Here is a 19,918-nt window from a genome sequence, read left to right as displayed (position 1 = left end):
GGAGCCGCGACGCAAGGGATCGGCGCCGGTGAAACGACGCGGGTGAAACCGGCACAGACCGGTTCAGCCCACCTGGACCTCCAGTTCCAGTTGATCGAGCGTGCCGGGGTCGGCGAGCAGATCGATGGCGACGATCCGGCCGTCGGACACGGTGAAGTCGAAGACCACCCGCGGTGTGCCGCCGACCGACCAGACCGCTCCCGCGCGGCCGTCGATGAGCGCGAGCCGCGCCCCCTGCGCACGGCCGGAGAAGGTCTTGGCGACCGCGTCCGCGCCGAGGGCACCGGTCGCGCCGGTTGCCATCGCGGCGGCATCCACCCGGAGTACGACTTCCGGGTCCAGCAGGGTCAGCAGTGCGCCGAAGTCGCCGCCGCGGGAGGCGGCGAGGAACGCGCCGACGACTTCGCGCTGCCGATCCCGGTCGGCGGCGGCTCGCGCACCCTGCACCCGCCTGCGCGCTCGGCTCGCCAATTGCCGTGCGGCGGCGGGGGTTCTGCCGACGATCGGGGCGAGCTCGTCGAACGGGACCGCGAACATGTCGTGCAGCACGAACGCGAGCCGCTCGGCCGGGGTGAGCGTGTCGAGCACCACCAGCAGCGCGAGGCCGATCGAATCTCCCAGCATCGCTTCGTGCTCCGGGCCGGTGACGAGTTCGGCCGGTTCGAGGTCGGCTAGCGGCTCCTCGCGGCGGACCTTGCGGGATTGCAGCATGTTCAGGCATATCCGGGCGACCACCGTGGTGAGCCAGCCGCCGAGATTGTCGATCTCGTCGGCATTCGAACGGCTCAGCCGCAACCACGCCTCCTGCACCGCGTCGTCGGCTTCCGCACCGGTGCCGAGGATCCGGTACGCCACCCCGAGCAGGTGCGTCCGCTGCTGCTCGAACCGCGCGGCCAGAAAATTCTCGTCCATCTGTCACATTCCTTCGATAGCTCCGGTCAAGCAAACGAACCGGGGCCACACCGGATCGAGCCGACAAGGAGCACACCATGACCGCTGGACTGCCAACCATCGTCTATCCCGGCACCGACCCGGTCAAGGCGAAACCCGAAGGTGGCGCATCGGGGTGATGCCTCATCGGGTCGGGTACTGATCTGTTGGGTGGCGGCACCGTGCTGTTCAGCTGGTGGTCACGGGGCGGTGTTAGCTTGCGGTGCGTGTGTGCGCGGTTGGTGGTGAGCGTCCATGACGTCGCACCGGCGAGTGCGGCCGAGACGGCACGGTGGTGTGCTGATGCCGACGGGTTCGGGATTCCGGTGTCGCTGCTGGTGATTCCCGGGCCGTGGCGTGGTGCGTCGCTGGCCGAGCAGCCGGATTATGCGAGTTTCCTACGGGAACGCCGTGGCGGTGGAGACGAGATCATGGTGCACGGATGGTCGCATCGGGCCGGACCGGAGGGTGCGTGGCCGCGGCGTGCGCTCGGTCGAGCGGTAGCGCGCGGTGCCGCCGAATTCGCGGCGCTCGACGTCGACCAGGCCACCGCCAAGTTGCGGGCGGCTAACCAGGTGATGGCCGAATCCGGGCTGTCGACAACGGGTTTCACCCCGCCGGGCTGGTTGGCCGCACCCGCCGCGGAACGCGCGTTACGCGCGACGGGCTTCACCCACACCACCGACCACTTCGGCGCGAAGGACCTGCGCACCGGCCGCAGGCATCGCGGCTTCGCCCTCTCGCACCGTCCCGGCGGCGGCTGGTCCGAGCGCTTCGGCGCCGCCATGCTGGAAACCCTGGCCCGCCGCAACGCCGCCGGTGGTGGGCTCGTCCGCCTCGCACTGCATCCCGACGACCTCCACCACCCAGGCCTGCGTGAAGCCACCCTCCGCGCCATCGACGCGGCCCTGCGAGCAGGCGCGCGCGCCACCACCTACGCCGACCTCGTCGAATCGGCGGTCCGCTGATGCAACCTGCCAACCCGGTAACCCTCGGTGCCGAAGTCGGCACGATTACTTACCCTGACCCGACTGGACATGGGGCCCGCTGATGCGCATCGTGCAGTTCGCGAACCTCTACACCCCCACACCCGGGGGACTGCGTACCTGTCTCGATGGGATCGGCCGCGGACACCGTGCGACCGGACACGGGCGAACAATTGCGATCCTTGGGCTCAACACCGCGCACATCCGCAGATTTGCCGGGCTGACCAGATCGGCGGTCCGCTGATGCGCATCGTGCAGATCGCGAACCTCTACACCCCCACACCCGGGGGACTGCGTACCTGTCTCGATGGGATCGGCCGCGGACACCGTGCGACCGGACACGGGCGAACACTCGAGATCCTTGGGCTCGACACCGCGCACCCCCGCACGTTTGCCGGGCTGACCAGATCGGCGGTCCGCTGATGCGCATCGTGCAGATCGCGAACTTCTACACCCCCGCGTCCGGGGGGCTGCGTACGTGCCTCGACGAGATCGGGCGTGGGTATCTCACGGCGGGGCACAGTCGGGTGCTTGTGGTTCCTGGACCTGCTGATGGGGATGAGCTGACCGGGTCCGGCCGGCGAATTACCGTGCACAGTCCGAAGTTCGGGGCCGGCGGGTATCACGTACTGACGGCACGGCGGACACGGGCGTTGCTCGATCGGCTGCGGCCTGATGTGCTCGAATGCAGCGACAAGTTGAGTGTGCGATGGTTGGCGCCATGGGCGCGCGGTGCGGGGGTTCCGCTCGTGCTTTTCTCGCATGAGCGCATCGACGCGATTCTGCGCACCCGCGTCCCACCGGGCTTCCCGTTGACCACGGCCGCCGACCTCGCCAACCGCCGCCTCTGCGTCCGCGCTGAAAAGGTCGTGGTGACTTCGAGTTTCGCGACGGCGGAGTTCGCCCGCATCGGGGCGACCAATGTGCGGCGCGTCCCGCTCGGCGTCGATCTGACCACCTTCCGCCCGGTCGATCCCGTAACCGAAACCCTATGGGCCGCAGACGAACCCGTGCGCCTTGTCGTGGTGAGCAGGCTGTCCAAGGAGAAGCGCGCTGAACTCGCCATCGAGGCGGTGCGCGTCCTGGTCGAGTCCGGTCTGCGGTGCGAACTGGCCGTCATCGGCGACGGCCCGCTACGCCCCCGCCTCGAACGCCTCGCCGCCGGACTCCCGGTGATCTTCCACGGCCACCTCACCGATCGCGCCGCCATGGCCACCTTGGTCGCCGAGGCCGATATTGCGATATTCCCCTCCCCCGCCGAAACTTTCGGCCTTGCCGTCCTCGAATCCCTCGCGTGCGGCACCCCGGTCGTCGTCCCCGCCGCGGGCGCCGCAGGCGAACTCGTCGACGCGCCCGGCTCCGGTATCGTCTCCGACGGCTCCCCCCACGGCCTAGCCGACGGCGTCCGCGCACTCCTCGCCGTCCCCGCCCCCCGCCGCCGCACCGCCGCCCGCTCGGCAGCCGAACGCTTCCCCTGGTCAGCCACCGTCGCAGGGATGCTCGCCCTCTACGCCGACTACGATTCCCCCGCCCGCACAGCCTGACCCGCGATACCTGGACAGGGCACGAATCCCACTGTCCGCGTGGCGAGTTGGAAGCTGCTCACCGTTTGTATAATCCGCACACCGTGTATACCGGGTGTGCAGGTTACGCAAAAGGTGAGCGATTCATCGAGTGCAGCAGGGACGTCCCCGAGACCGCTACAAGACACCCTCGTGCACAGGTTGCTTCGGTGTTGACGGCAGGGTCTGGTCGAGTTCGTCGTGCAAGGTTGGGGAATTGGCGAGGAGGGCGATGCCGGTGATTACCAGGGCTGCCGCGAGGGCCAGTAGGGCCGGGTGCGGGTGGACGGTTACCGCGAACAAGGTGAGGCCGGCGGTGTAGCTGAGGACCGGGTCGGTGATGGTCATGGCGGTGAGGGCGGTGGGGAGGGAGCCGCGGGCGTACGCCTCCTGGGTGAGGAGGCCGCCGAGCACGGTGGATATCGGGATGCCGAGCAGCGCCCAGCTCAGGGTGGGCAGCGCCGACGTCGCGACGACCACCAGCACCGCGGTGGTCGAGAAGCAGCAACCCGCCGCCACCGCGACCAGCGCCGAACGCAGCTGGGGCGAGTGGGTCAGTCGTGAGACGGCGATCAGGGTGATGATCGCGGCGACGACTCCCGCGCCGACACCGGGCAGCAGTTGCGCTCGCACGTCCGCGTGACCGGCTGCGCCCTGACCGACAAGCAGGATTAGGCCGCCACACACGAAAACCGTCCCCGCCCAATCCCGCCCGAGCAGCGAACGCTTGCGCCGCGCCGCCGCGAACGGCAACGCGAACAGCAACTGCACCACGAGCAGCGCCTGCACCACCGCGATCGCCCCCAACCGCAACGCGACGGCATGCACGGCGAACCCGGCAACATTGGCACCCTGCCCGGCCAACCAGCGCCGGTCGGTGATCAGCCGACGAGCGATACCCGCGATCACCAGGAACCGACTGTGCCCCGCTTCCGTCGCGGCCTGCCGCGCCGCCCCCTGCTGCAGCGCCGCCGAGACGGCGAACAAGAGCGCGGCGAACAGCGCGAGGGAGATCGTCCCCACCGCGAGCGCGTCCACGGGCGCGCTGCCAAGCATGTCGGCGGCATCCGGCATACCGCCCATGCTCGCGGGCCGGGATGAACACCGGATGGCATCCGCCCGGCAGCTCGGCAACAGCTCGGCAGGTCACTCTGCTCAGGACGCCGATGGTCGCCGATGACCCATGCCAATCACCAAGCCAATGGCCACCGCCGTCCAGGCTCGATCACCGCTGCCGCCGAGTCCGGGCAACCAGGTCACAGCCGACGACCGCACCGAGGGCAACAGCTCGGCAGGTCACCCGACCGCGGACGCCGATGACGGGTGCCGATCACCAACCGAACGGCCACCACCGGCCAAGCTCGATCACCGCTGCCGCCGAGTCCGGGCAACCAGGTCACAGCCGACGACCGCACCGAGGGCAACAGCTCGGGTCGGGTCGGCACGGCCGCACCACGTGGACACCCCACCCCGGTTCCGGGGGCTGGACGGTGGTCCGGGCACACTCGATAGTCCTATGGTGAGCGAACGAAACGTCCTGCTGCGGGTCCTGTGTGGGCTGCTGCTTTTGCTGGCTGTTGCCACGCCGGTGAGTGCGGCGGCGGCGCCGCCGCTCGGTGTGCCGTTTCAGTGGAAGCAGGCGTTCATCGACGCACCGGATGGCACTCGCTTGCACGCGGACATTCTGCGACCAGATGGTGTCGCCGATGACGTGCGCACGCCGGTGATTCTCACCGTCAGTCCGTACCGCGCGCACCTGGCTTATCTGAGTGAGCCACGGCTGGCCGGTGGTCCGTCTACCGACAACTTGCAGGCGGACATGTTCCTGCGGGCGGGATACACCTACGTCATCGTCGATCTGCGCGGGTTCGGCGGGTCGTCCGGCTGTCCTGATTTCGGCGGGCCGGGCGAACGGTCCGATGTCACCACCGCCGTGGAATGGGCCGCGAGCCAGCCTTGGTCCACCGGGAAAGTGGGCATGTTCGGTGTCTCCTATGAGGCGTGGACCGGGTTGATGGGGCTGGCGGGCAAGCCGAAGGGGTTGGCGGCGGTAGCGTCGTTCGAACCGGTGGTGGATCCGTACTCGTATCTGTATATGCAGGGAGTCTCCTGGAAGTTCTCAGGGAAGCCGATCACCGAGAATGGTGTGCGCCCAGCTGATTTCGCGGGGATGGAGCATTTGCTGATCGCGTCGACTCCGGGCCGGCCGGATGATTCGCCCGAATATCAGGCCGACGCGGCGCAATTGCCGTGGCAGTGCTATCAGCGGTATCTGGCCGACATGACCAACCATGACGGTAATTCGCCCTTCTGGCGCGACCGTGACCTCATTCCCCGGTTGCGCGGCAACACGATTCCGCTGTTCCTCGGCCAGGGCTTCGTCGACTACAACACCCGCCCCTACCGGGTGTTCGACCTGTGGAACGGTCTCGGCCCCGGCGAGCACAAGGCCTGGTTCGGTCAGTGGGGTCACCGCACCTGCCACGACAAGTGCGACACACCGAATTTCGACACCGAGCTGCTCGCCTTCTTCGACAAGCATGTCGCGGGCCGCGACGTGCAGGTACCGGGACCACGAATCACGGTGGGCCAGTTCGACGGTCGCTGGCGCGCCGAAACCGCTTGGCCGCCTGCCGATGCCGCCCGGATGCCGGTCGAGTTGCGTCCCGGCGGCTACACCGATCGCGGACTGCTGCCCGGTCCGGATCGCGAATTCTGGTCCGTCTCCGAACCTTTGGCCCAGGACCAACAGCTGTCCGGCCTGCCGTCGGTGTCGCTGCACGTGAGTGGACCCACCAATGCGACGGTCGCCGTTGAGCTTTACGACATCGGGCCCGACCAACTGGCCACCGTCATCACCCGCGGCATCGCGCCCATCACCGGAGACACCGCCGAAGTCCGCCTGCTCGCCCAGGATTGGCCGATCCCGGCGGGCCACCGGATCGGTGTGCGCATCACCGACGTCGTCGACGACGTGTGGTCGCACTCCCCCGCCTTCGCCCCGGTCACCGTGACCGAGGCTCACCTCGAACTCCCGATGCTGACCGCGCCGCGCACTCCCGACCTGCCGGGCGGGGTCACCGAGGGCATCGTGAAGTGGCGAAACGAGAAGACCATACCGGTGAGCCCCGGCATGCTGAACAATGCAGTGGTGTCCATGAATTTGCCGAACCGTACCGGTGATCGATGACGGACCCCGTCGACGACCGCACCGCCGAGCGCCTTGCCGTCGCATTGCGCTGCGCGACGGTGTCCACAGACGATCGGGACGAGGTCGACGATCAGGCCTTCGATCAACTCTCCGCACACCTCGAGCAATCCTTCCCGCTGGTGCACGCCGAGCTGGCGCTGGAGCGATTCGGCCACAGCAGGCTCTACCGGTGGCAAGGCATCGAGCCGGCAGGCGTCTGCGCGATCCTGCTCGGACATCAGGATGTGGTGCCGGTCGACGACCCGCATCGCTGGACCCAGCCACCGTTCGCGGGTGTGGTCGACGACGAATTCATTTGGGGCCGTGGCGCGATCGACGACAAGAGCCGGGTGGTGGCGATCCTGGAGGCCGTCGAATCGGCGCTCGCCGACGGAATTCGCCCGCAGCGCACCATCTTTCTCGCCTTCGGGCACGACGAGGAGGTGTTCGGCGACGCCGGTGCGATGCGCATGGCGGAGCGCCTTCGCGAACTCGGCGTGCACGCCGACCTGCTGCTCGATGAGGGCGGCATGATCACCGAGGGCGTCGCCGACGGTGTCGACCAGCCGGTCGCCAACATCATGCTCGGCGAAAAGGGTTATGCGACAGTGCAACTGTCGGTCACCGAGGTGGGCGGCCATTCGTCCATGCCTGGCAAGCAGACCGCGGTCGGCCGGCTCGCCCGCGCGGTGAGCCGCATCCAGGATCATCCGATGCCACTGCGGATGACTCCGGTGACGGCGGACATGCTGGCCCGGTTGCGCCAGGCGATGCCCGCGTCGCGCCGCCACCTGCTCGGCGTGGCCGGCATCGCCGCGCCGCTGATCACCCGGGTGATGGCGATGCGGCCGCAGACCGAGGCGATGGTGCGCACGACCACAGCCCCCACGGTGATCCGCGGCGGCGTGAAGACCAACGTGCTCCCGCAGCATGCCGAGGCCTTCGTCAATTTCCGCATCCTGCCCGGTGATTCGGTCCGGTCGGTGCTGGCACACTGCCGGAAGGTGGTGCGCGACAACGGCGTGCACATCGAGGCCGAAGGGATGGCGTCCGAACCAACGGTGAACATCCAACCCGGCCCCGAGTTCGAGCTGATCGCGGATATCGCCAGGGCGATGGTGCCTGGCACCCTCGTCACCACCGGCATCGTCCCCGGCGCCACCGACTCGCGGCACTATCACGACCTCGCGCGCACCCGCTGCAACTTCGCCCCGATCGTGCTCGGCGAACGCGATCTGGCCTCGATCCACGGAACCGACGAGCGACTGTCCCGTCTCAACTACGCTCGACTCATCGAGTTCAACCGCAGGCTGATCGCGCAGTTCGCGCAGTCGCCGAACACCGCGCCGCAGACGTCAGGAGCCGATGCATGACCGCCGAGCCCGAGGCGACCGGAAATTCCGAGCCGCAGGCACCTGACACCTCGCCGAGCAGCACCGCAGAAGGCACCGACGCCGAACCGGCCAGCACCACAACGGCCACCGACACCAAGCCGGGCAGCACCGCAGAAGGCACCGACGCCGAGCCAGGCAGCGCCACAGCAAGTACCGACGCCGAACCTAGCAGCGTCATAGCGGACACCAGGCCCAGCGGCGACGCCCAACCACAGCCCAGTGACAGCCAGCCGCAATCGAGCGACGGCACGCAGCCGCAGCCCAGCGATGACGCCCAGCTTCAAACGAGCGACGACGCCCAGCCGCAGCCCAGCGCCGCGCCTCCGGCAGACACCGTCGAATCAGCGACCGGCAGTGATGCGGCCGTCCCGCAGATCCACACCGAAACCGGCCGGTTCGACGGCACCGGTAGCGGAATCGCCTGGCGCGCATGGCTTCCCGACTCCCCTGCGCGCGCCGTGATCGTCCTCGTGCATGGCGTAGCCGAACATTCCGGCCGCTACGTCCATGTCGGCCAGCGCCTTGCCGCCGCCGATTTCGCCGTCTACGCCCTCGATCACATCGGCCACGGCAAATCCGCGGGCAGCAAGGCCAATATCGAGTCGATGGACGGTGCCGCCGACAATGTGGCCGCCATGCTCGACATCGCGACCCGTGAACATCCCGGCGTGCCCCGCTTCCTCATCGGCCATTCGATGGGCAGCCTCATCGTGCTGCACTTGGCCACCCGCGCACCGGTCGACGTCACCGGAATCGTGCTCTCCGCACCGCCGCTCGACATCTCCGCGGGCAACGCCGTGCAACGCGCGCTCGCCCCGGTTCTCACCAGGCTCACCCCGAATCTCGGTGTCCTGCAACTGGATTCATCACAGATCAGCCGCGACCCCGCAGTCAGGCGCGCCTACGACAACGACCCACTGGTGTACCGAGGCAAGCTCCCGGCCCGCACCACCACCGAGATCCTCAACACCACAGTCCTGGTGAAGGGCCGCCTGGCCGAGCTCACCGTCCCGCTGCTGGTGCTGCACGGCACCGCCGACGCAGTGGCCGCTCCGTCGAGCACCGACCTCATCGAGCAGGGCGCGGGCTCGACGGACCTGACCGCGATCCGCTACGAGGGCCTCTACCACGAGATCTTCAACGAACCCGAGCAGGACAAGGTGCTCGGTGACGTCGTGGACTGGCTGGAAACACACGTTACCGGCAATTAAGATTCGGGGATGGGAACCACCGGATCCGTCGCGTTCATCCGCGCCAGCTGGCACAGCGCCATCGTCGGCAAGGCCTACGAGGGCTTCACCGCCGAGTACGCCGGTCTCGGCTACGACCCGGCCACGGTCGAGGTCTTCGATGTGCCGGGTGCGTTCGAGATCCCGCTGCACGCGCAGCGCCTCGCCCGCTCGGGCAGGTACGCGGCGGTGGTCGCGGCGGCCCTGGTCGTGGACGGCGGCATCTACCGGCACGATTTTGTCGCGTCCGCGGTGATCGACAGCCTGATGCGGGTGCAGCTGGACACCGACGTCCCGGTGTTCTCGGTCGTGCTCACCCCGCACCACTTCCACGAGCACAGCGAGCACGTCTCGTATTTCACCGAGCACTTCGTGACCAAGGGAGCCGAGGCCGCCCGCGCGCTGGCGACGACGCTCACCTCCCTGCGGTCGTTGCCGGTGTAGCGGTTGCTTGTAGCGAGACAGGCAGACCTGCTCGCCCTCCAGCACGCCGGTGCGGAACGCCTCCACGCGCTGGTAGCCGCTCGGCACCACCTTGCCGTTCACGTCGCCGGCGGCCAGGCCGTCGCTGAGCAGTTCGGAGACCGCCTCGTCGAGGTCACCAGCCGACAGGCGCGGGTCGCTGCGCGGCTCGCTCAGCTTGGTCGTCACCACGCCGGACAGGCAGGCGGTGCGCAGCCCCGCGGTCTCCGCGCCGGTCAGGCCGAGCTTGCGATCGTTCTGCACCGCAAGGACATACCGCGACACGAAGATGATGAACGCGTTGTAATCGCCGTTCACCGCCGCCGAGAGCGGATCCTCCTCGCCCTTGGCCGGTGCGCCGCGCTTGGCCAGTGCACGCACGTCGGTACCGATCTTGTTCGTGCTGGGACAGTATGAAACCGGTTCGGTAGCAGCGATATTCGAGCAGTTCTTCGGGACGCCCGCGTAGTCGAACTGCGGCTTCCTGCTGGTCGGGAAGATGGTGGTGAGCGCCCGGCTCACGCTGTTCAACGACTCGGCGGTCACCGGAAGCTGCTCGAACTCCGCACCCGGCTCGAACGACACCGGTAGCGTGCCGCGACGTTGCGCGATCTGCTGCGTGGTGATCGACTTGCAACCTTGCGCACCGTCCGAATGACCGATCTGCACCGCGGTCACCCGCTCGAACGCCGAACCGTGCGCGTTCTTCGAATCGCTCGGATCCTGGTCGCGAATGGCCACCGTGGCGCCGAGGACCGCGTCGAGCCGGTAGTCGCCGCGCACCCGCGCGCGCATCACCAACGGTCGAAAGACCTACGCGCGCTGACCCGTACCGCACCGTGCCTGCGAGATCAATTCAACCGCACCCTGGCGATCAACGCGCGGTGATCGGAACCAGGAACACTCAGCGTGCGCACCTCCTGCGCGGTCGCATCGGCGAGCAGGATGTGGTCGATGCCGATGATCGGCCCCCAGGAGCGATCGTTGGGGAACGTCGGCAGTAAGCCGGCGCCCACCTGGTCGGCCGCCGACTCGAAGCGGCCGTGCAGCAGTTCGCGATAGGCCGCGTGATCGCGGGTCGCGTTGAAGTCGGCACCGACGATCGCCGGACCCGGTTGCGCGTCAAGGATTTCGCGAATCCTGGGCATCTCTACGAGCCAGTCGGAAAAGTTGAACGGGGGCGGGATCGGATGGAAGGCGAACACCGTGATCGGCCCGCGCGCAGGGTGATCCATGATCGCGGACACCTGATTCAGCACGAAGCCGTCATATTTCTTGGTGTCTCGCAACGGATATCGGCTGTAGATGCCGGTGCCGCCACCACCGTCGGCGGTCGGCTGGAGGTAGGAGTACGGCAGCTGCTCGCCGAGTTGCGCGGCGGCCAGCCGATCGACCGCGCTCTTGGTCAGTTCGTCCACGGTGAGCACGTCGATCCGGTTGTCCCGCACCGCCCGCACCACCGCGTCGACATCGGCCTGCCCGAACAGCAGGTTCGACTGCATCACCATCACCTCGGGACCACTGGCCGCCCGGCTCTCCGGGACGAACGTGGGCACCAGGGTCCACAGCACGACACCCACCAGGACCCCGGCCACGCCCGCGCTGCGCCAGCCACGCGCGGCCAGGAAGATCACCAACCCGACCAGCGCACCGACCATCAGGTACGACGCCCCCGACTGCAACAGGACCAGTGGCCGCTGCTGCCAAGCTCCGAAATGCAGTACGACTCCGGCGACTCCCGCCGCCAGCGCGCACCATCCCACCCCGAGCACTACTCGCTTCAACCATTTCGGCATGCCCCGACCCTAGGTGGCGGATGTGGAGATGCTGTGCGCCGACCGTGGAGTTCTCGGGCGACTGCGGCGATCGGCAGGCTGCGCCCACGCCGACAACGTTGCCGGACCGAGACGGCCCCCTACAAGACGCCGTCGTTCCTGAAGTCCGCCGCCTAGAATGCACCGCAGGCATCGGAGGAGGGCCGGATGTATGTCGAAGAGTTTCGCGTGGCCGCACCGCTTACCGCCGACAGCGCCGAAGAACTTCTGCTGGCGATGATCGGGTATACCTCGCGGATCACGGTCAGCGGCAATGGACGCAGTGTGCATGCGCCCCTACTCCCGACCTGCTTGGACGTGCTGCGACTGCGGGCGGGCAGCGTCGTGACGGTGACCGTCGAGCACGGGCACCGTCCCGAAATCGACGAAGACCGTCTAGCGCTTCGCGAGTTCGTCGACCGCTTCCAGGCACTCACCGGTGGGCAAATCCCCTAGCGCACAGGCACATCCCTCGTCCCCACGGCGGACAGCTGTCCGTGGGGTGCCTGTGCGCCAGGGAAATCAGGGCCCGGTCATCAGATCGATCAGTGCCGCGGTCTCGGTGATCAACGATCCGCCCGCGAATTCCAAAGTGGCGTGCGACCTTTGCGCGGCCAGCGGATGTCCCGCACCGCACGCGTCGGTGACCATGATCGGCAGGTACCCGAGGTCGAGGCTGTGCCGGACCGTGGGTTCGATCCCGACCTCCATGGCGATGCCCGCGATCGCGTAGGAGTCGATGCCGCAGTCGCGCAACGCGATATCCAGGGGCGTCGCCGCGAAGGCCGACATGGTGATCTTGTCGAAGACGACCTCGTCCGAGTTGGGAGTCAGTTCCGGTACGAGCTGGTATTGCGGCGATCCCTGCGGAAAGCTGGCGTGCAATTCGTCCAGATCGTCCACCCGTTGCCATTGCATGGCGGTACGCAGTTGCGAAACGCCGGAGGCAGCGATCGGCAGCGACACGTGCCGGGTGTAGAAGACACGAAACCCGTTGGCCCGAGCGGCATCTCGCAACCGCACGCAGGCTCGCACGATCCTGTCGCCGTCGGGAACCTGACCGACGATGCCGACCTGCATGTCGTAGATCAGTACCGCCATCCGGGTGGGATCGCACGCGTCCGCGACGGTTTGCGGAATGCGGAGACCGAAGGCGTTTCGCATGGCCGCGCCCTCACTTGGTCCGGTCGTAGGGCTCGGCGACGTCGACCTTCGGGTCCATCAACGCCTCCAGCGGCAGCGGGGCCTGCACCGGGACGTAGGTCCACTCCAGATAACCGGCCTTGGTGAGTGGGAAGTCGGCGACGTACCGCTGCGCCTCTTCGACGCTGTCCACCTCGAACACGATCACCACGCCCGGCTCATCGGCGCGCGCGTAGTTCTCCCGCACGATGCCCGCCTTCCACAGCCGCCACACATTGGCGACCTCCTCGGGCAGGTACGGGTTGATGGTTTCCAAGGTCACGCCGGGCTTGAAACGGTCGAAAACAATGACCTTCATAGGGATTCGGGCTCCATGTCTGCAGTAGGGAGTAAGTACTCCCGTTCATGGAATCGCGATGATTACAGTGTTACAAGAACGCACTTTTTAGTGAGTACCCGGAGGCGAGCGATGGTCGAGAAGCGCTACCACTGCGCGGTGGAGGTGACCGTCGACCTCATCGGCGGCAAGTGGAAGCCGGTAATCCTCGCCCACCTCAAAGAGGGCGTGCGCCGTTACGGCGAGCTGCGCAGGCTGATGCCGACGACCAGCGAGAAGATGCTCGTTCAGCAGTTACGTGAACTGGCAGCCGACGGACTGGTCCGCCGCACCGTCTTCGACACCATGCCACCACAGGTCGAATACGACCTCACCGACGAAGGCTGGAGCCTCGTCCCAGCCCTCACCGCCCTCTACGAGTGGGGCGAAAAACGCGCCGAGCGAACAGGTCTACTCATCGACCCCGCCCCGTCGATCGCGAACCAGCCCCAATAGGCGCGGCGACCGCCCTACTGGCCGAAGACGCGCTCCACCACCGCTTTCGCGCGACGGGTCACGCGCATGTAGTGGTCGAGGAACTCGCTGCCGTCATCGTTGGGCCAGCCTGCCACCCGGGCGACCGCGGACAGCAAGCGGCCAGGTCCGGGTAGCTGGTCGGCGGGTTTGCCGCGCACCAAAACCAGTGCGTTGCGGGCCTTGGTCGCGGTGAGCCACGCGTCACGGAGCAGCGCGACATCGGACGCGTCGAGCAGCTTGGTCTCCTCGATGACGTTGAGCGACTCCAACGTTGACGTGTTGTGCAGGCCGAGCACATCGTGGGCGTAACGCAGCTGCATCAGCTGAACGGTCCACTCGATATCGGCGAGGCCGCCGCGGCCAAGCTTGGTGTGGGTGGCCGGGTTGGCGTTGCGGGGTAGTCGTTCGGCGTCGATGCGGGCCTTGATCCGGCGGATCTCGCGCACCGCTTCGGTCGACACCCCGCCCTCCGGGTAGCGCACCTTGTCGATGACGTGCAGGAAGCGCACGCCGAGCCGCTGGTCGCCCGCGACCTGATGGGCCCGCAGCAACGCCTGCACCTCCCACGACTGCGCCCACTGCTGGTAGTAGGCGTCGTAGGCGGCCAGCGTGCGGACCAGCGCGCCGTTGCGTCCCTCGGGCCGCAGCCCGGCGTCCACCAGCAGCGGCGGGTCGGTGCTCGGTGCGCCGAGCAGCTTCTGCACCTTGTCGGCGACACTGATCGCCCACTTCACGGCCTTGGTCTCGTCCTCGCCGGGGCGGGGATCGCAGACGAACAGCACGTCGGCGTCGGATCCGTAGCCGAGTTCCTTGCCGCCGAGCCTGCCCATGCCGATCACCGCGAAGTCGGCGGGCGCGGGCGCGCCCAGCTCCGCCTCGCTGGCCCGAATCACCGCCGCGAGTGAGGCTTCCAGCACCGCGACCCACACCGAGGACAGCGCACGGCAGACCTGTTTGACGTCGAGCATGCCGAGCAGATCGGCCGACGCGACGCGGGCCAGCTCGTGCCTACGCAGCGAACGCGCCGCGCCCACCGCACGTTTCGGGTCGTTGTAGCGGGCAGCGGCCGTCATGATGCCGCGTGCGACATCTTCGGGCTGCGGGCTGAGCAGCAACGGACCGCCCGGCCCGTCGGCGTACATGCGGATGGTGTCGGGCGCGTTGATCAGCAGATCGGGCAGGTACTCCGAGGAGCCGAGCACGATCATCAGCCGCTGCGCGATGGCGCCCTCGTCGCGCAGTTCGCGCAGGAACCAGGTCTGGTCGCCGAGCCCCTCCGACACCCGCCGGTAGGCGAGCAGGCCCGCGTCGGGATTCGGTGTCTCGCCGAGCCATTCGAGCAGGGTCGGCAGCAGCAGCGCCTGGATCCGGCCCTTGCGCGACACCCCGCTGGTGAGCGCTTTGAGGTGCCCGAGCGCGTGTTCGGGCGCCTGGTAGCCGAGCGCGGCCAACTGCCGGATCGCCGCATCGGGGCTGAGCCGCAGCGCCTCGGGTTCCAGCTTGACCACCGATTCGAGCAGCGGGCGGTAGAACAGCTTGGCGTGTAATCGCCGCACCCGCACGGCATTCCGGCGGATCTCGGCGGCCAGCACGCCGACGGCGTCCTGCCTGCCGTCCGGCCGGATGTGTGCGGCGCGGGCCAGCCAGCGCATGCCCTCCTCATCGTCGGAGGCGGGCAAGGTGTGCGTGCGCCGCAGGCGCTGCAGTTGCAGGCGGTGTTCGAGTAGTCGCAGAAACTCGTACGACGCAGTGAGATTCGCGGCGTCGTCGCGGCCGATATAGCCACCGGCGGCCAACGCCGTGAGCGCTTCGACGGTGCCCTGCACGTGCAGCGCCTCGTCCACCCGGCCGTGCACCAATTGCAGGAGCTGGACGGCGAATTCGACGTCGCGCAGGCTGCCGTGCCCCAATTTCAGCTCGCGCTCCCGCATGTCGGCGGGCACCAGGTCTTCCACCCGGCGCCGCATCGCCTGTACATCGGCGACGAAGTCGGGGCGCTCGGAGGCGGTCCACACCATCGGCATCAGCGCGTCTTTGTACTGCTGGCCGAGCTCGAGGTCGCCGGTCATCGGCCGGTTCTTCAGCAGCGCCTGGAACTCCCAGGTCCGCGCCCACCGCTTGTAATAGGCGACATGGGAATCCAGCGTGCGCACCAGCGCGCCCGCCTTGCCCTCCGGCCGCAGCGCCGCGTCGACCTCGAAGTAGGCCGCGCTGGCAACGCTCATCATCTCGGCCGCGAGCCGGGTCGCGGTGGCGTCGGCAGGTTCCGCGACGAACACCACGTCGACATCGCTGACGTAGTTGAGCTCGCACGCACCGCTCTTGCCCATGGCGATCACCGCGAGCCGCACCGGCACCGGGCCGTCCTTGCACACCCGAGCCACCGCCACCGACAGTGCCGCGGTGAGCGCGGCATCGGCCAGCGCGGTCAGATGACGGCCGACCACCTGGTACGCCAGTACCGGTTCATTCTCGACGGTGGCCGCGAGGTCGAGCGCCGCGAGCAGCAGCAGCTGATCGCGATACCGCTTGCGCAACAGCGCGACCACCTCGGGTCCGGATTCACCAGCCCGGAACAGAAGTTCACCCGTCGCCTGACCACCACCCCCCGTGGAGTCTCGTGGCGACGCTGTGTTCGACGCGTTAGGCCCCTCCTCCGGCACCGCGTGCACCGCGTCCAGCAAATCGGCGATCAATTCGTCGCGGCTCGGCAGCTCCTTGCGGCGCAAGATCTGCCAGGCCGACGGGTCGACGACGAGATGGTCGGCGAACGCGCTGGACGAGCCGAGCAACGCGAACAGCCTGCCGCGCAACGCCGTTTCCGCACGGATCGCCGAATCCAGTGCGGCCCAATCGTTTTCCATCCGCTCGCGCAATTTGACCAGCGTATTCAACGCCAGGTCGGCGTCGGGCGCGCGCGACAGCGCCCACAACACGGGGATACTTTCGACGTTGTCCCAGCCCAATTCGTGCAGCGAGGCGGCGGCGGAGGGCTCGAGCAGACCGAGCCGACCGACGCCGGGGACCGCGGAGCGGGCAGTCGGAGGCCGGACCATAGGTCTCAAATTACATGGTCGCGGCTAACGACCAGCCCGTCCCTGGACATACATTCGGTTGCGGAACGGCGGCGCTCGCTACAGACCGAGATATTCCTTGAGCTCGTACGGCGTCACCTGGCTGCGGTAGTCGGCCCACTCCCGGCGCTTGTTGCGCAGGAAGAAGTCGAACACGTGCTCACCGAGGGTCTCGGCGACCAGTTCGGACCGCTCCATCGCCTGCAGCGCCTCGTCCAGCGTGCCGGGCAGTTCACGGAAGCCCATCGCGCGCCGCTCGGCGACGGTCAGCGACCACACGTCGTCCTCGGCCTCCGGCGGCAGTGTGTAACCCTTCTCGATGCCGCGCAGACCGGCCGCGAGCAGCACGGCGAAGGTCAGGTACGGGTTGCAGGCCGAGTCTGGGCTGCGGATCTCGACGCGACGCGAGGAGGACTTGTTCGGCGTGTACATCGGCACCCGCACCAGCGCGGACCGGTTCGACCGGCCCCACGAGGCCGCGGTCGGCGCCTCGCCGCCGTGGATGAGCCGCTTGTAGGAGTTCACCCACTGATTGGTGATCGCGCTGATCTCCGGCGCGTGCTCCAGGATGCCCGCGATGAACGCCCGCGCGGTGCCGGACAGGTTGATCGGGTCGTCCGGATCGTGGAAGGCGTTCGCCTCGCCCTCGAACAGGCTCATGTGCGTGTGCATCGCCGAGCCCGGGTACTGCGCGAACGGCTTGGGCATGAACGTCGCGCGCACGCCCTCGTCGATGCCGACTTCCTTGATCAGGTAGCGGAAGGTCATCACGTTGTCGGCCATGGACAGCGCGTCGGCGTAGCGCAGGTCGATCTCCTGCTGACCGGGCGCGCCCTCGTGGTGGCTGAACTCGACCGAGATGCCCATCGACTCCAGCGCGTCGATCGCGTGCCTGCGGAAGTTGGGCGCCGAGTCGTGCACGGCCTGGTCGAAGAAGCCGCCGGAATCGGCCGGGATCGGCTGCGAGCCGTCCACCGGGCCGTTTTCCAGCAGGAAGAACTCGATCTCGGGATGCACGTAGCAGCTGAAGCCGACGTCGGCGGCCTTGTTCAGCTGGCGGCGCAGCACGTGGCGCGGGTCGGCCCAGGACGGCGAGCCGTCGGGCATGGTGATGTCGCAGAACATCCGCGCGGAGTGCTGGTGGCCCTTGCTCGTCGCCCACGGCAGGACCTGGAAGGTGGACGGATCCGGGCGGGCGACCATGTCGGCCTCCGACACCCGGGCAAAGCCCTCGATGGCGGAGCCGTCGAAGCCGATGCCCTCCTCGAAAGCGCCCTCCAGCTCGGCGGGAGCGATGGCGACGGACTTGAGGTAACCCAGCACGTCGGTGAACCAGAGCCGCACGAAGCGGATATCCCGCTCTTCGAGCGTCCGCAGCACGAATTCCTTCTGGCGATCCATGTCCGCGAGAGTAAGCACCCGGCGTTAAATCCGTGTTACATACACGCTGAGTGTGCTGTCCTTGTTGTGCGAAATGACATCAGCGCCGGTCCGCTCAGCAGGTGAGCCCCGGCGCCGGGTCGGTCAGGTCGACCAGATAGTCGATGACCGCGTTGTCCACGCACGACGATCCACCCGAGAGCGCGACCGTGTGCCTGTTGCCCTTGTAGGTCAGCAGCGAGGCACCCAGCTGAGCGGCCAGGTCGACGCCCGCCTGGTACGGCGTCGCCGGATCCTCGGTGGTCGACACGACCACCGTCTTCGGCAACCCGGTCACCGTGATCCGGTGCGGCTCACTGGTATTCGGCACCGGCCAGACCGTGCACTGGTCCAGCGGGGCCGCGCCGGTGCCGCGACCGTCGTCGAGGAACGGCGCCGCCTTGCGGTATTCGATGTCCTGCTTGGCGGTGACGTCGCGGTCGCTGATGCGCGGGTCGTCCACGCAGCGAATGGCGGTGAACGCGTCGGAGGTGTTGTTGTAGGTGCCGTCGTCGCGGCGGCCGTCGTACAGGTCGGCCAGTTGCAGCAGGGTGTCACCGCGGCCGTCGCGCAGTTCGGACAGGCCGAGGGTGAGTACCGGCCACAGATCGTTGGTATAGAGGGCTTGGCGTACGCCGGTGAGCGCGTCACCGTAGTTGAGGCCGCGCGGGTCGGTGGTCGGTACGGTCTTGTCCCACAACGGATTCACCAGCGCGCGGAAGCGCTGCACCGCCTGCGTCTTGTCGGTGCCGAGCGGGCAGTCCGCCTTGCCCGCGCAGTCCGCGGCATAGGCGTCGAACACCTTCTGGAAGCCCGCCGCCTGCCGCAGCGACTCCTGCACCGGATCCTGGGCGGAGTCGACGGCACCGTCCAGGACGAGGGCGCGCACGTGGTCCGGGAACTTCTCGGCGTAGGCCGAACCGATCTTGGTGCCGTAGGAGTAGCCCAGGTAGCTGAGCTTCGCGTCGCCGAGCGCCGCGCGCAGCACGTCCATGTCCTGCACCACCTCGCGGGTGCCGACTCGGCTGAGGAAATCCTTGCCGGTGTGCTCGGTACAGCGATCCGCGTACTGCCGATTCTCGTTTTCCGCCGCGGCGATGCCCTCGGGCGTGTTGTCCTTCTGCGGTTCGGCCCGCTCGGCGTCCTGCTCCTGCGCGGTCTCGCACACGATGGCCGGAGTCGAGGAGCCGACACCGCGCGGGTCGAAGCCGACCCGATCGAAGCGCTCGGCCAGCGGCGTCTTATTGCCCAGCGCCGACATCGTCAGGCCCGACTCCCCCGGCCCACCCGGATTCATCAGCAGCGAACCGATCTTCTTACCGGACGCCTTGATCCGCGAGACAGCGATCTGCGCGGTCGGCCCGTCCGGCGCGGCATAGTCGACCGGCACCGTGATCCGCGCACACTGCGCGCTCGGCGCGAACCGATCGTCCTGCGACCCGAACCCGCTACACGCCCCCCACTGAACAGTCTGCGTATAGAACTTCGCCAACTCAGCCGGCGCCGCGGGCATCGGCCCCGTCGGATGCCCGTCGACCGTGCACCCCGCCGCGACCAACGCCAGCACCGCCACCACCAGCGCCCCGCGCCCACTCCGAACCAAACCCATCCACAGATACTGACAGCTCCACTGCTCGCCGGAGACAACGCACCGGCCAGAAGCCCTAGCTCCCGCCCACTTGACGTAGCGAACGTGCTCCTGACGCACGTTGCGGGATGCGTCAAGAGCACGAACCGTGCGTCAAGTGCGGCTGGGATGGGGTGTGAGGAATCGCATCGTGGGAAGGGGTTCGTTTGGGCTGGTGGGGGGTGGCAGACTGGGGTTTGTCAGATGAACCCGGGGACCCGGATGGGCCCCGAGG

17 protein-coding genes are annotated in these 19,918 nt (G+C 68.0%); 9 read left to right on the top strand and 8 right to left on the bottom strand.

Annotation, left to right across the window (positions count from 1 at the left end; genetic code table 11):
* Window positions 1-63: 63 nt before the first annotated feature.
* Window positions 64-912 (bottom strand): sigma-70 family RNA polymerase sigma factor, encoded by an 849-nt coding sequence (locus ACIBCN_RS02730; RefSeq protein WP_396989726.1) that lies wholly within the window; start codon window positions 910-912, stop codon window positions 64-66.
* Window positions 913-1,157: 245 nt separating this feature from the next.
* Here ACIBCN_RS02730 and ACIBCN_RS02725 point away from each other — a divergent pair, with 245 nt between their 5' ends.
* Window positions 1,158-1,898, top strand: a complete 741-nt coding sequence (locus tag ACIBCN_RS02725) for a DUF2334 domain-containing protein (protein WP_396989725.1) — start codon at window positions 1,158-1,160, stop codon at window positions 1,896-1,898.
* Between the two features lie 440 nt (window positions 1,899-2,338).
* Window positions 2,339-3,460 carry a glycosyltransferase gene (locus tag ACIBCN_RS02720; RefSeq protein ID WP_396989724.1) on the top strand — a complete coding sequence of 374 codons (1,122 nt, stop codon included), beginning with the start codon at window positions 2,339-2,341 and terminating at the stop codon, window positions 3,458-3,460.
* 156 nt (window positions 3,461-3,616) lie between these two features.
* Here ACIBCN_RS02720 and ACIBCN_RS02715 read toward each other — a convergent pair whose 3' ends face one another.
* Complete coding sequence (locus ACIBCN_RS02715; protein ID WP_396989723.1) at window positions 3,617-4,552, bottom strand: DMT family transporter; 936 nt, start codon at window positions 4,550-4,552, stop codon at window positions 3,617-3,619.
* Window positions 4,553-4,994: 442 nt separating this feature from the next.
* Here ACIBCN_RS02715 and ACIBCN_RS02710 point away from each other — a divergent pair, with 442 nt between their 5' ends.
* The 5 genes from ACIBCN_RS02710 (at window position 4,995) to ACIBCN_RS02690 (ending at window position 10,641) form a co-directional block, all read left to right on the top strand.
* Window positions 4,995-6,668, top strand: a complete 1,674-nt coding sequence (locus tag ACIBCN_RS02710; RefSeq protein ID WP_396989722.1) for a CocE/NonD family hydrolase — start codon at window positions 4,995-4,997, stop codon at window positions 6,666-6,668.
* Complete coding sequence (locus tag ACIBCN_RS02705) at window positions 6,665-8,041, top strand: M20/M25/M40 family metallo-hydrolase (protein ID WP_396989721.1); 1,377 nt, start codon at window positions 6,665-6,667, stop codon at window positions 8,039-8,041. Before ACIBCN_RS02710 ends, ACIBCN_RS02705 begins: the two co-directional genes overlap by 4 nt.
* Window positions 8,038-9,273, top strand: coding sequence for an alpha/beta fold hydrolase (locus ACIBCN_RS02700; protein ID WP_396989720.1), 1,236 nt, complete (start codon window positions 8,038-8,040; stop codon window positions 9,271-9,273). The genes ACIBCN_RS02705 and ACIBCN_RS02700 overlap by 4 nt, the downstream gene beginning before the upstream one ends.
* Window positions 9,274-9,282: 9 nt before the next feature.
* Window positions 9,283-9,735: a 6,7-dimethyl-8-ribityllumazine synthase gene (locus ACIBCN_RS02695; RefSeq protein ID WP_396989719.1), complete on the top strand. Its 453-nt coding sequence runs from the start codon at window positions 9,283-9,285 to the stop codon at window positions 9,733-9,735.
* A 672-nt stretch (window positions 9,736-10,407) separates the two neighbouring features.
* Window positions 10,408-10,641, top strand: a complete 234-nt coding sequence (locus ACIBCN_RS02690; RefSeq protein WP_396989718.1) for a hypothetical protein — start codon at window positions 10,408-10,410, stop codon at window positions 10,639-10,641.
* Here the strand turns inward: ACIBCN_RS02690 and ACIBCN_RS02685 are convergent.
* Entirely contained in the window at window positions 10,605-11,549 is a 945-nt protein-coding gene (locus ACIBCN_RS02685) for an endonuclease/exonuclease/phosphatase family protein (protein WP_396989717.1), read from the bottom strand. The genes ACIBCN_RS02690 and ACIBCN_RS02685 overlap by 37 nt on opposite strands.
* A 186-nt stretch (window positions 11,550-11,735) precedes the next feature.
* Here ACIBCN_RS02685 and ACIBCN_RS02680 point away from each other — a divergent pair, with 186 nt between their 5' ends.
* A complete protein-coding gene (locus ACIBCN_RS02680) occupies window positions 11,736-12,023 on the top strand; it encodes a hypothetical protein (RefSeq protein WP_396989716.1) in 288 nt (95 codons plus the stop codon).
* A 66-nt stretch (window positions 12,024-12,089) separates the two neighbouring features.
* Here ACIBCN_RS02680 and ACIBCN_RS02675 read toward each other — a convergent pair whose 3' ends face one another.
* Window positions 12,090-12,731 (bottom strand): cysteine hydrolase, encoded by a 642-nt coding sequence (locus tag ACIBCN_RS02675; protein ID WP_396989715.1) that lies wholly within the window; start codon window positions 12,729-12,731, stop codon window positions 12,090-12,092.
* 10 nt (window positions 12,732-12,741) lie between these two features.
* Window positions 12,742-13,068, bottom strand: a complete 327-nt coding sequence (locus tag ACIBCN_RS02670; protein WP_396989714.1) for a hypothetical protein — start codon at window positions 13,066-13,068, stop codon at window positions 12,742-12,744.
* A 111-nt stretch (window positions 13,069-13,179) separates the two neighbouring features.
* On the opposite strand from ACIBCN_RS02670, the gene ACIBCN_RS02665 reads away from it, so the two are divergent.
* Window positions 13,180-13,542, top strand: a complete 363-nt coding sequence (locus tag ACIBCN_RS02665; protein ID WP_396989713.1) for a winged helix-turn-helix transcriptional regulator — start codon at window positions 13,180-13,182, stop codon at window positions 13,540-13,542.
* A gap of 14 nt (window positions 13,543-13,556) precedes the next feature.
* On the opposite strand, the gene ACIBCN_RS02660 is transcribed toward ACIBCN_RS02665, so the two are convergent.
* The 3 genes from ACIBCN_RS02660 to ACIBCN_RS02650 form a co-directional block, all read right to left on the bottom strand.
* Window positions 13,557-16,619 (bottom strand): bifunctional [glutamine synthetase] adenylyltransferase/[glutamine synthetase]-adenylyl-L-tyrosine phosphorylase, encoded by a 3,063-nt coding sequence (locus tag ACIBCN_RS02660; protein WP_396989712.1) that lies wholly within the window; start codon window positions 16,617-16,619, stop codon window positions 13,557-13,559.
* 78 nt (window positions 16,620-16,697) lie between these two features.
* Entirely contained in the window at window positions 16,698-18,038 is a 1,341-nt protein-coding gene (locus ACIBCN_RS02655; RefSeq protein ID WP_150408211.1) for a glutamine synthetase family protein, read from the bottom strand.
* Window positions 18,039-18,132: 94 nt separating this feature from the next.
* Window positions 18,133-19,665, bottom strand: a complete 1,533-nt coding sequence (locus tag ACIBCN_RS02650) for an alpha/beta hydrolase (RefSeq protein WP_396989711.1) — start codon at window positions 19,663-19,665, stop codon at window positions 18,133-18,135.
* Between the last annotated feature and the right edge of the window lie 253 nt (window positions 19,666-19,918).

It is taken from the genome of Nocardia sp. NPDC051052 (assembly GCF_044456045.1).
In the GTDB taxonomy this organism is placed as follows: domain Bacteria; phylum Actinomycetota; class Actinomycetes; order Mycobacteriales; family Mycobacteriaceae; genus Nocardia.
Note: the sequence above shows the minus strand (reverse complement) of the source record. Positions and strands in the feature narration are given on the sequence as shown.

Coding starts and splice junctions, on each gene's coding strand:
- ACIBCN_RS02730 (WP_396989726.1), bottom strand. CDS start 912: ATGGACGAGAATTTTCTGGCCGCGCGGTTCGAGCAGCAGCGGACGCAC.
- ACIBCN_RS02720 (WP_396989724.1), top strand. CDS start 2,339: ATGCGCATCGTGCAGATCGCGAACTTCTACACCCCCGCGTCCGGGGGG.
- ACIBCN_RS02715 (WP_396989723.1), bottom strand. CDS start 4,552: ATGCCGGATGCCGCCGACATGCTTGGCAGCGCGCCCGTGGACGCGCTC.
- ACIBCN_RS02710 (WP_396989722.1), top strand. CDS start 4,995: ATGGTGAGCGAACGAAACGTCCTGCTGCGGGTCCTGTGTGGGCTGCTG.
- ACIBCN_RS02705 (WP_396989721.1), top strand. CDS start 6,665: ATGACGGACCCCGTCGACGACCGCACCGCCGAGCGCCTTGCCGTCGCA.
- ACIBCN_RS02700 (WP_396989720.1), top strand. CDS start 8,038: ATGACCGCCGAGCCCGAGGCGACCGGAAATTCCGAGCCGCAGGCACCT.
- ACIBCN_RS02695 (WP_396989719.1), top strand. CDS start 9,283: ATGGGAACCACCGGATCCGTCGCGTTCATCCGCGCCAGCTGGCACAGC.
- ACIBCN_RS02690 (WP_396989718.1), top strand. CDS start 10,408: ATGACCGATCTGCACCGCGGTCACCCGCTCGAACGCCGAACCGTGCGC.
- ACIBCN_RS02685 (WP_396989717.1), bottom strand. CDS start 11,549: ATGCCGAAATGGTTGAAGCGAGTAGTGCTCGGGGTGGGATGGTGCGCG.
- ACIBCN_RS02680 (WP_396989716.1), top strand. CDS start 11,736: ATGTATGTCGAAGAGTTTCGCGTGGCCGCACCGCTTACCGCCGACAGC.
- ACIBCN_RS02675 (WP_396989715.1), bottom strand. CDS start 12,731: ATGCGAAACGCCTTCGGTCTCCGCATTCCGCAAACCGTCGCGGACGCG.
- ACIBCN_RS02670 (WP_396989714.1), bottom strand. CDS start 13,068: ATGAAGGTCATTGTTTTCGACCGTTTCAAGCCCGGCGTGACCTTGGAA.
- ACIBCN_RS02665 (WP_396989713.1), top strand. CDS start 13,180: ATGGTCGAGAAGCGCTACCACTGCGCGGTGGAGGTGACCGTCGACCTC.
- ACIBCN_RS02660 (WP_396989712.1), bottom strand. CDS start 16,619: ATGGTCCGGCCTCCGACTGCCCGCTCCGCGGTCCCCGGCGTCGGTCGG.
- ACIBCN_RS02655 (WP_150408211.1), bottom strand. CDS start 18,038: ATGGATCGCCAGAAGGAATTCGTGCTGCGGACGCTCGAAGAGCGGGAT.
- ACIBCN_RS02650 (WP_396989711.1), bottom strand. CDS start 19,665: ATGGGTTTGGTTCGGAGTGGGCGCGGGGCGCTGGTGGTGGCGGTGCTG.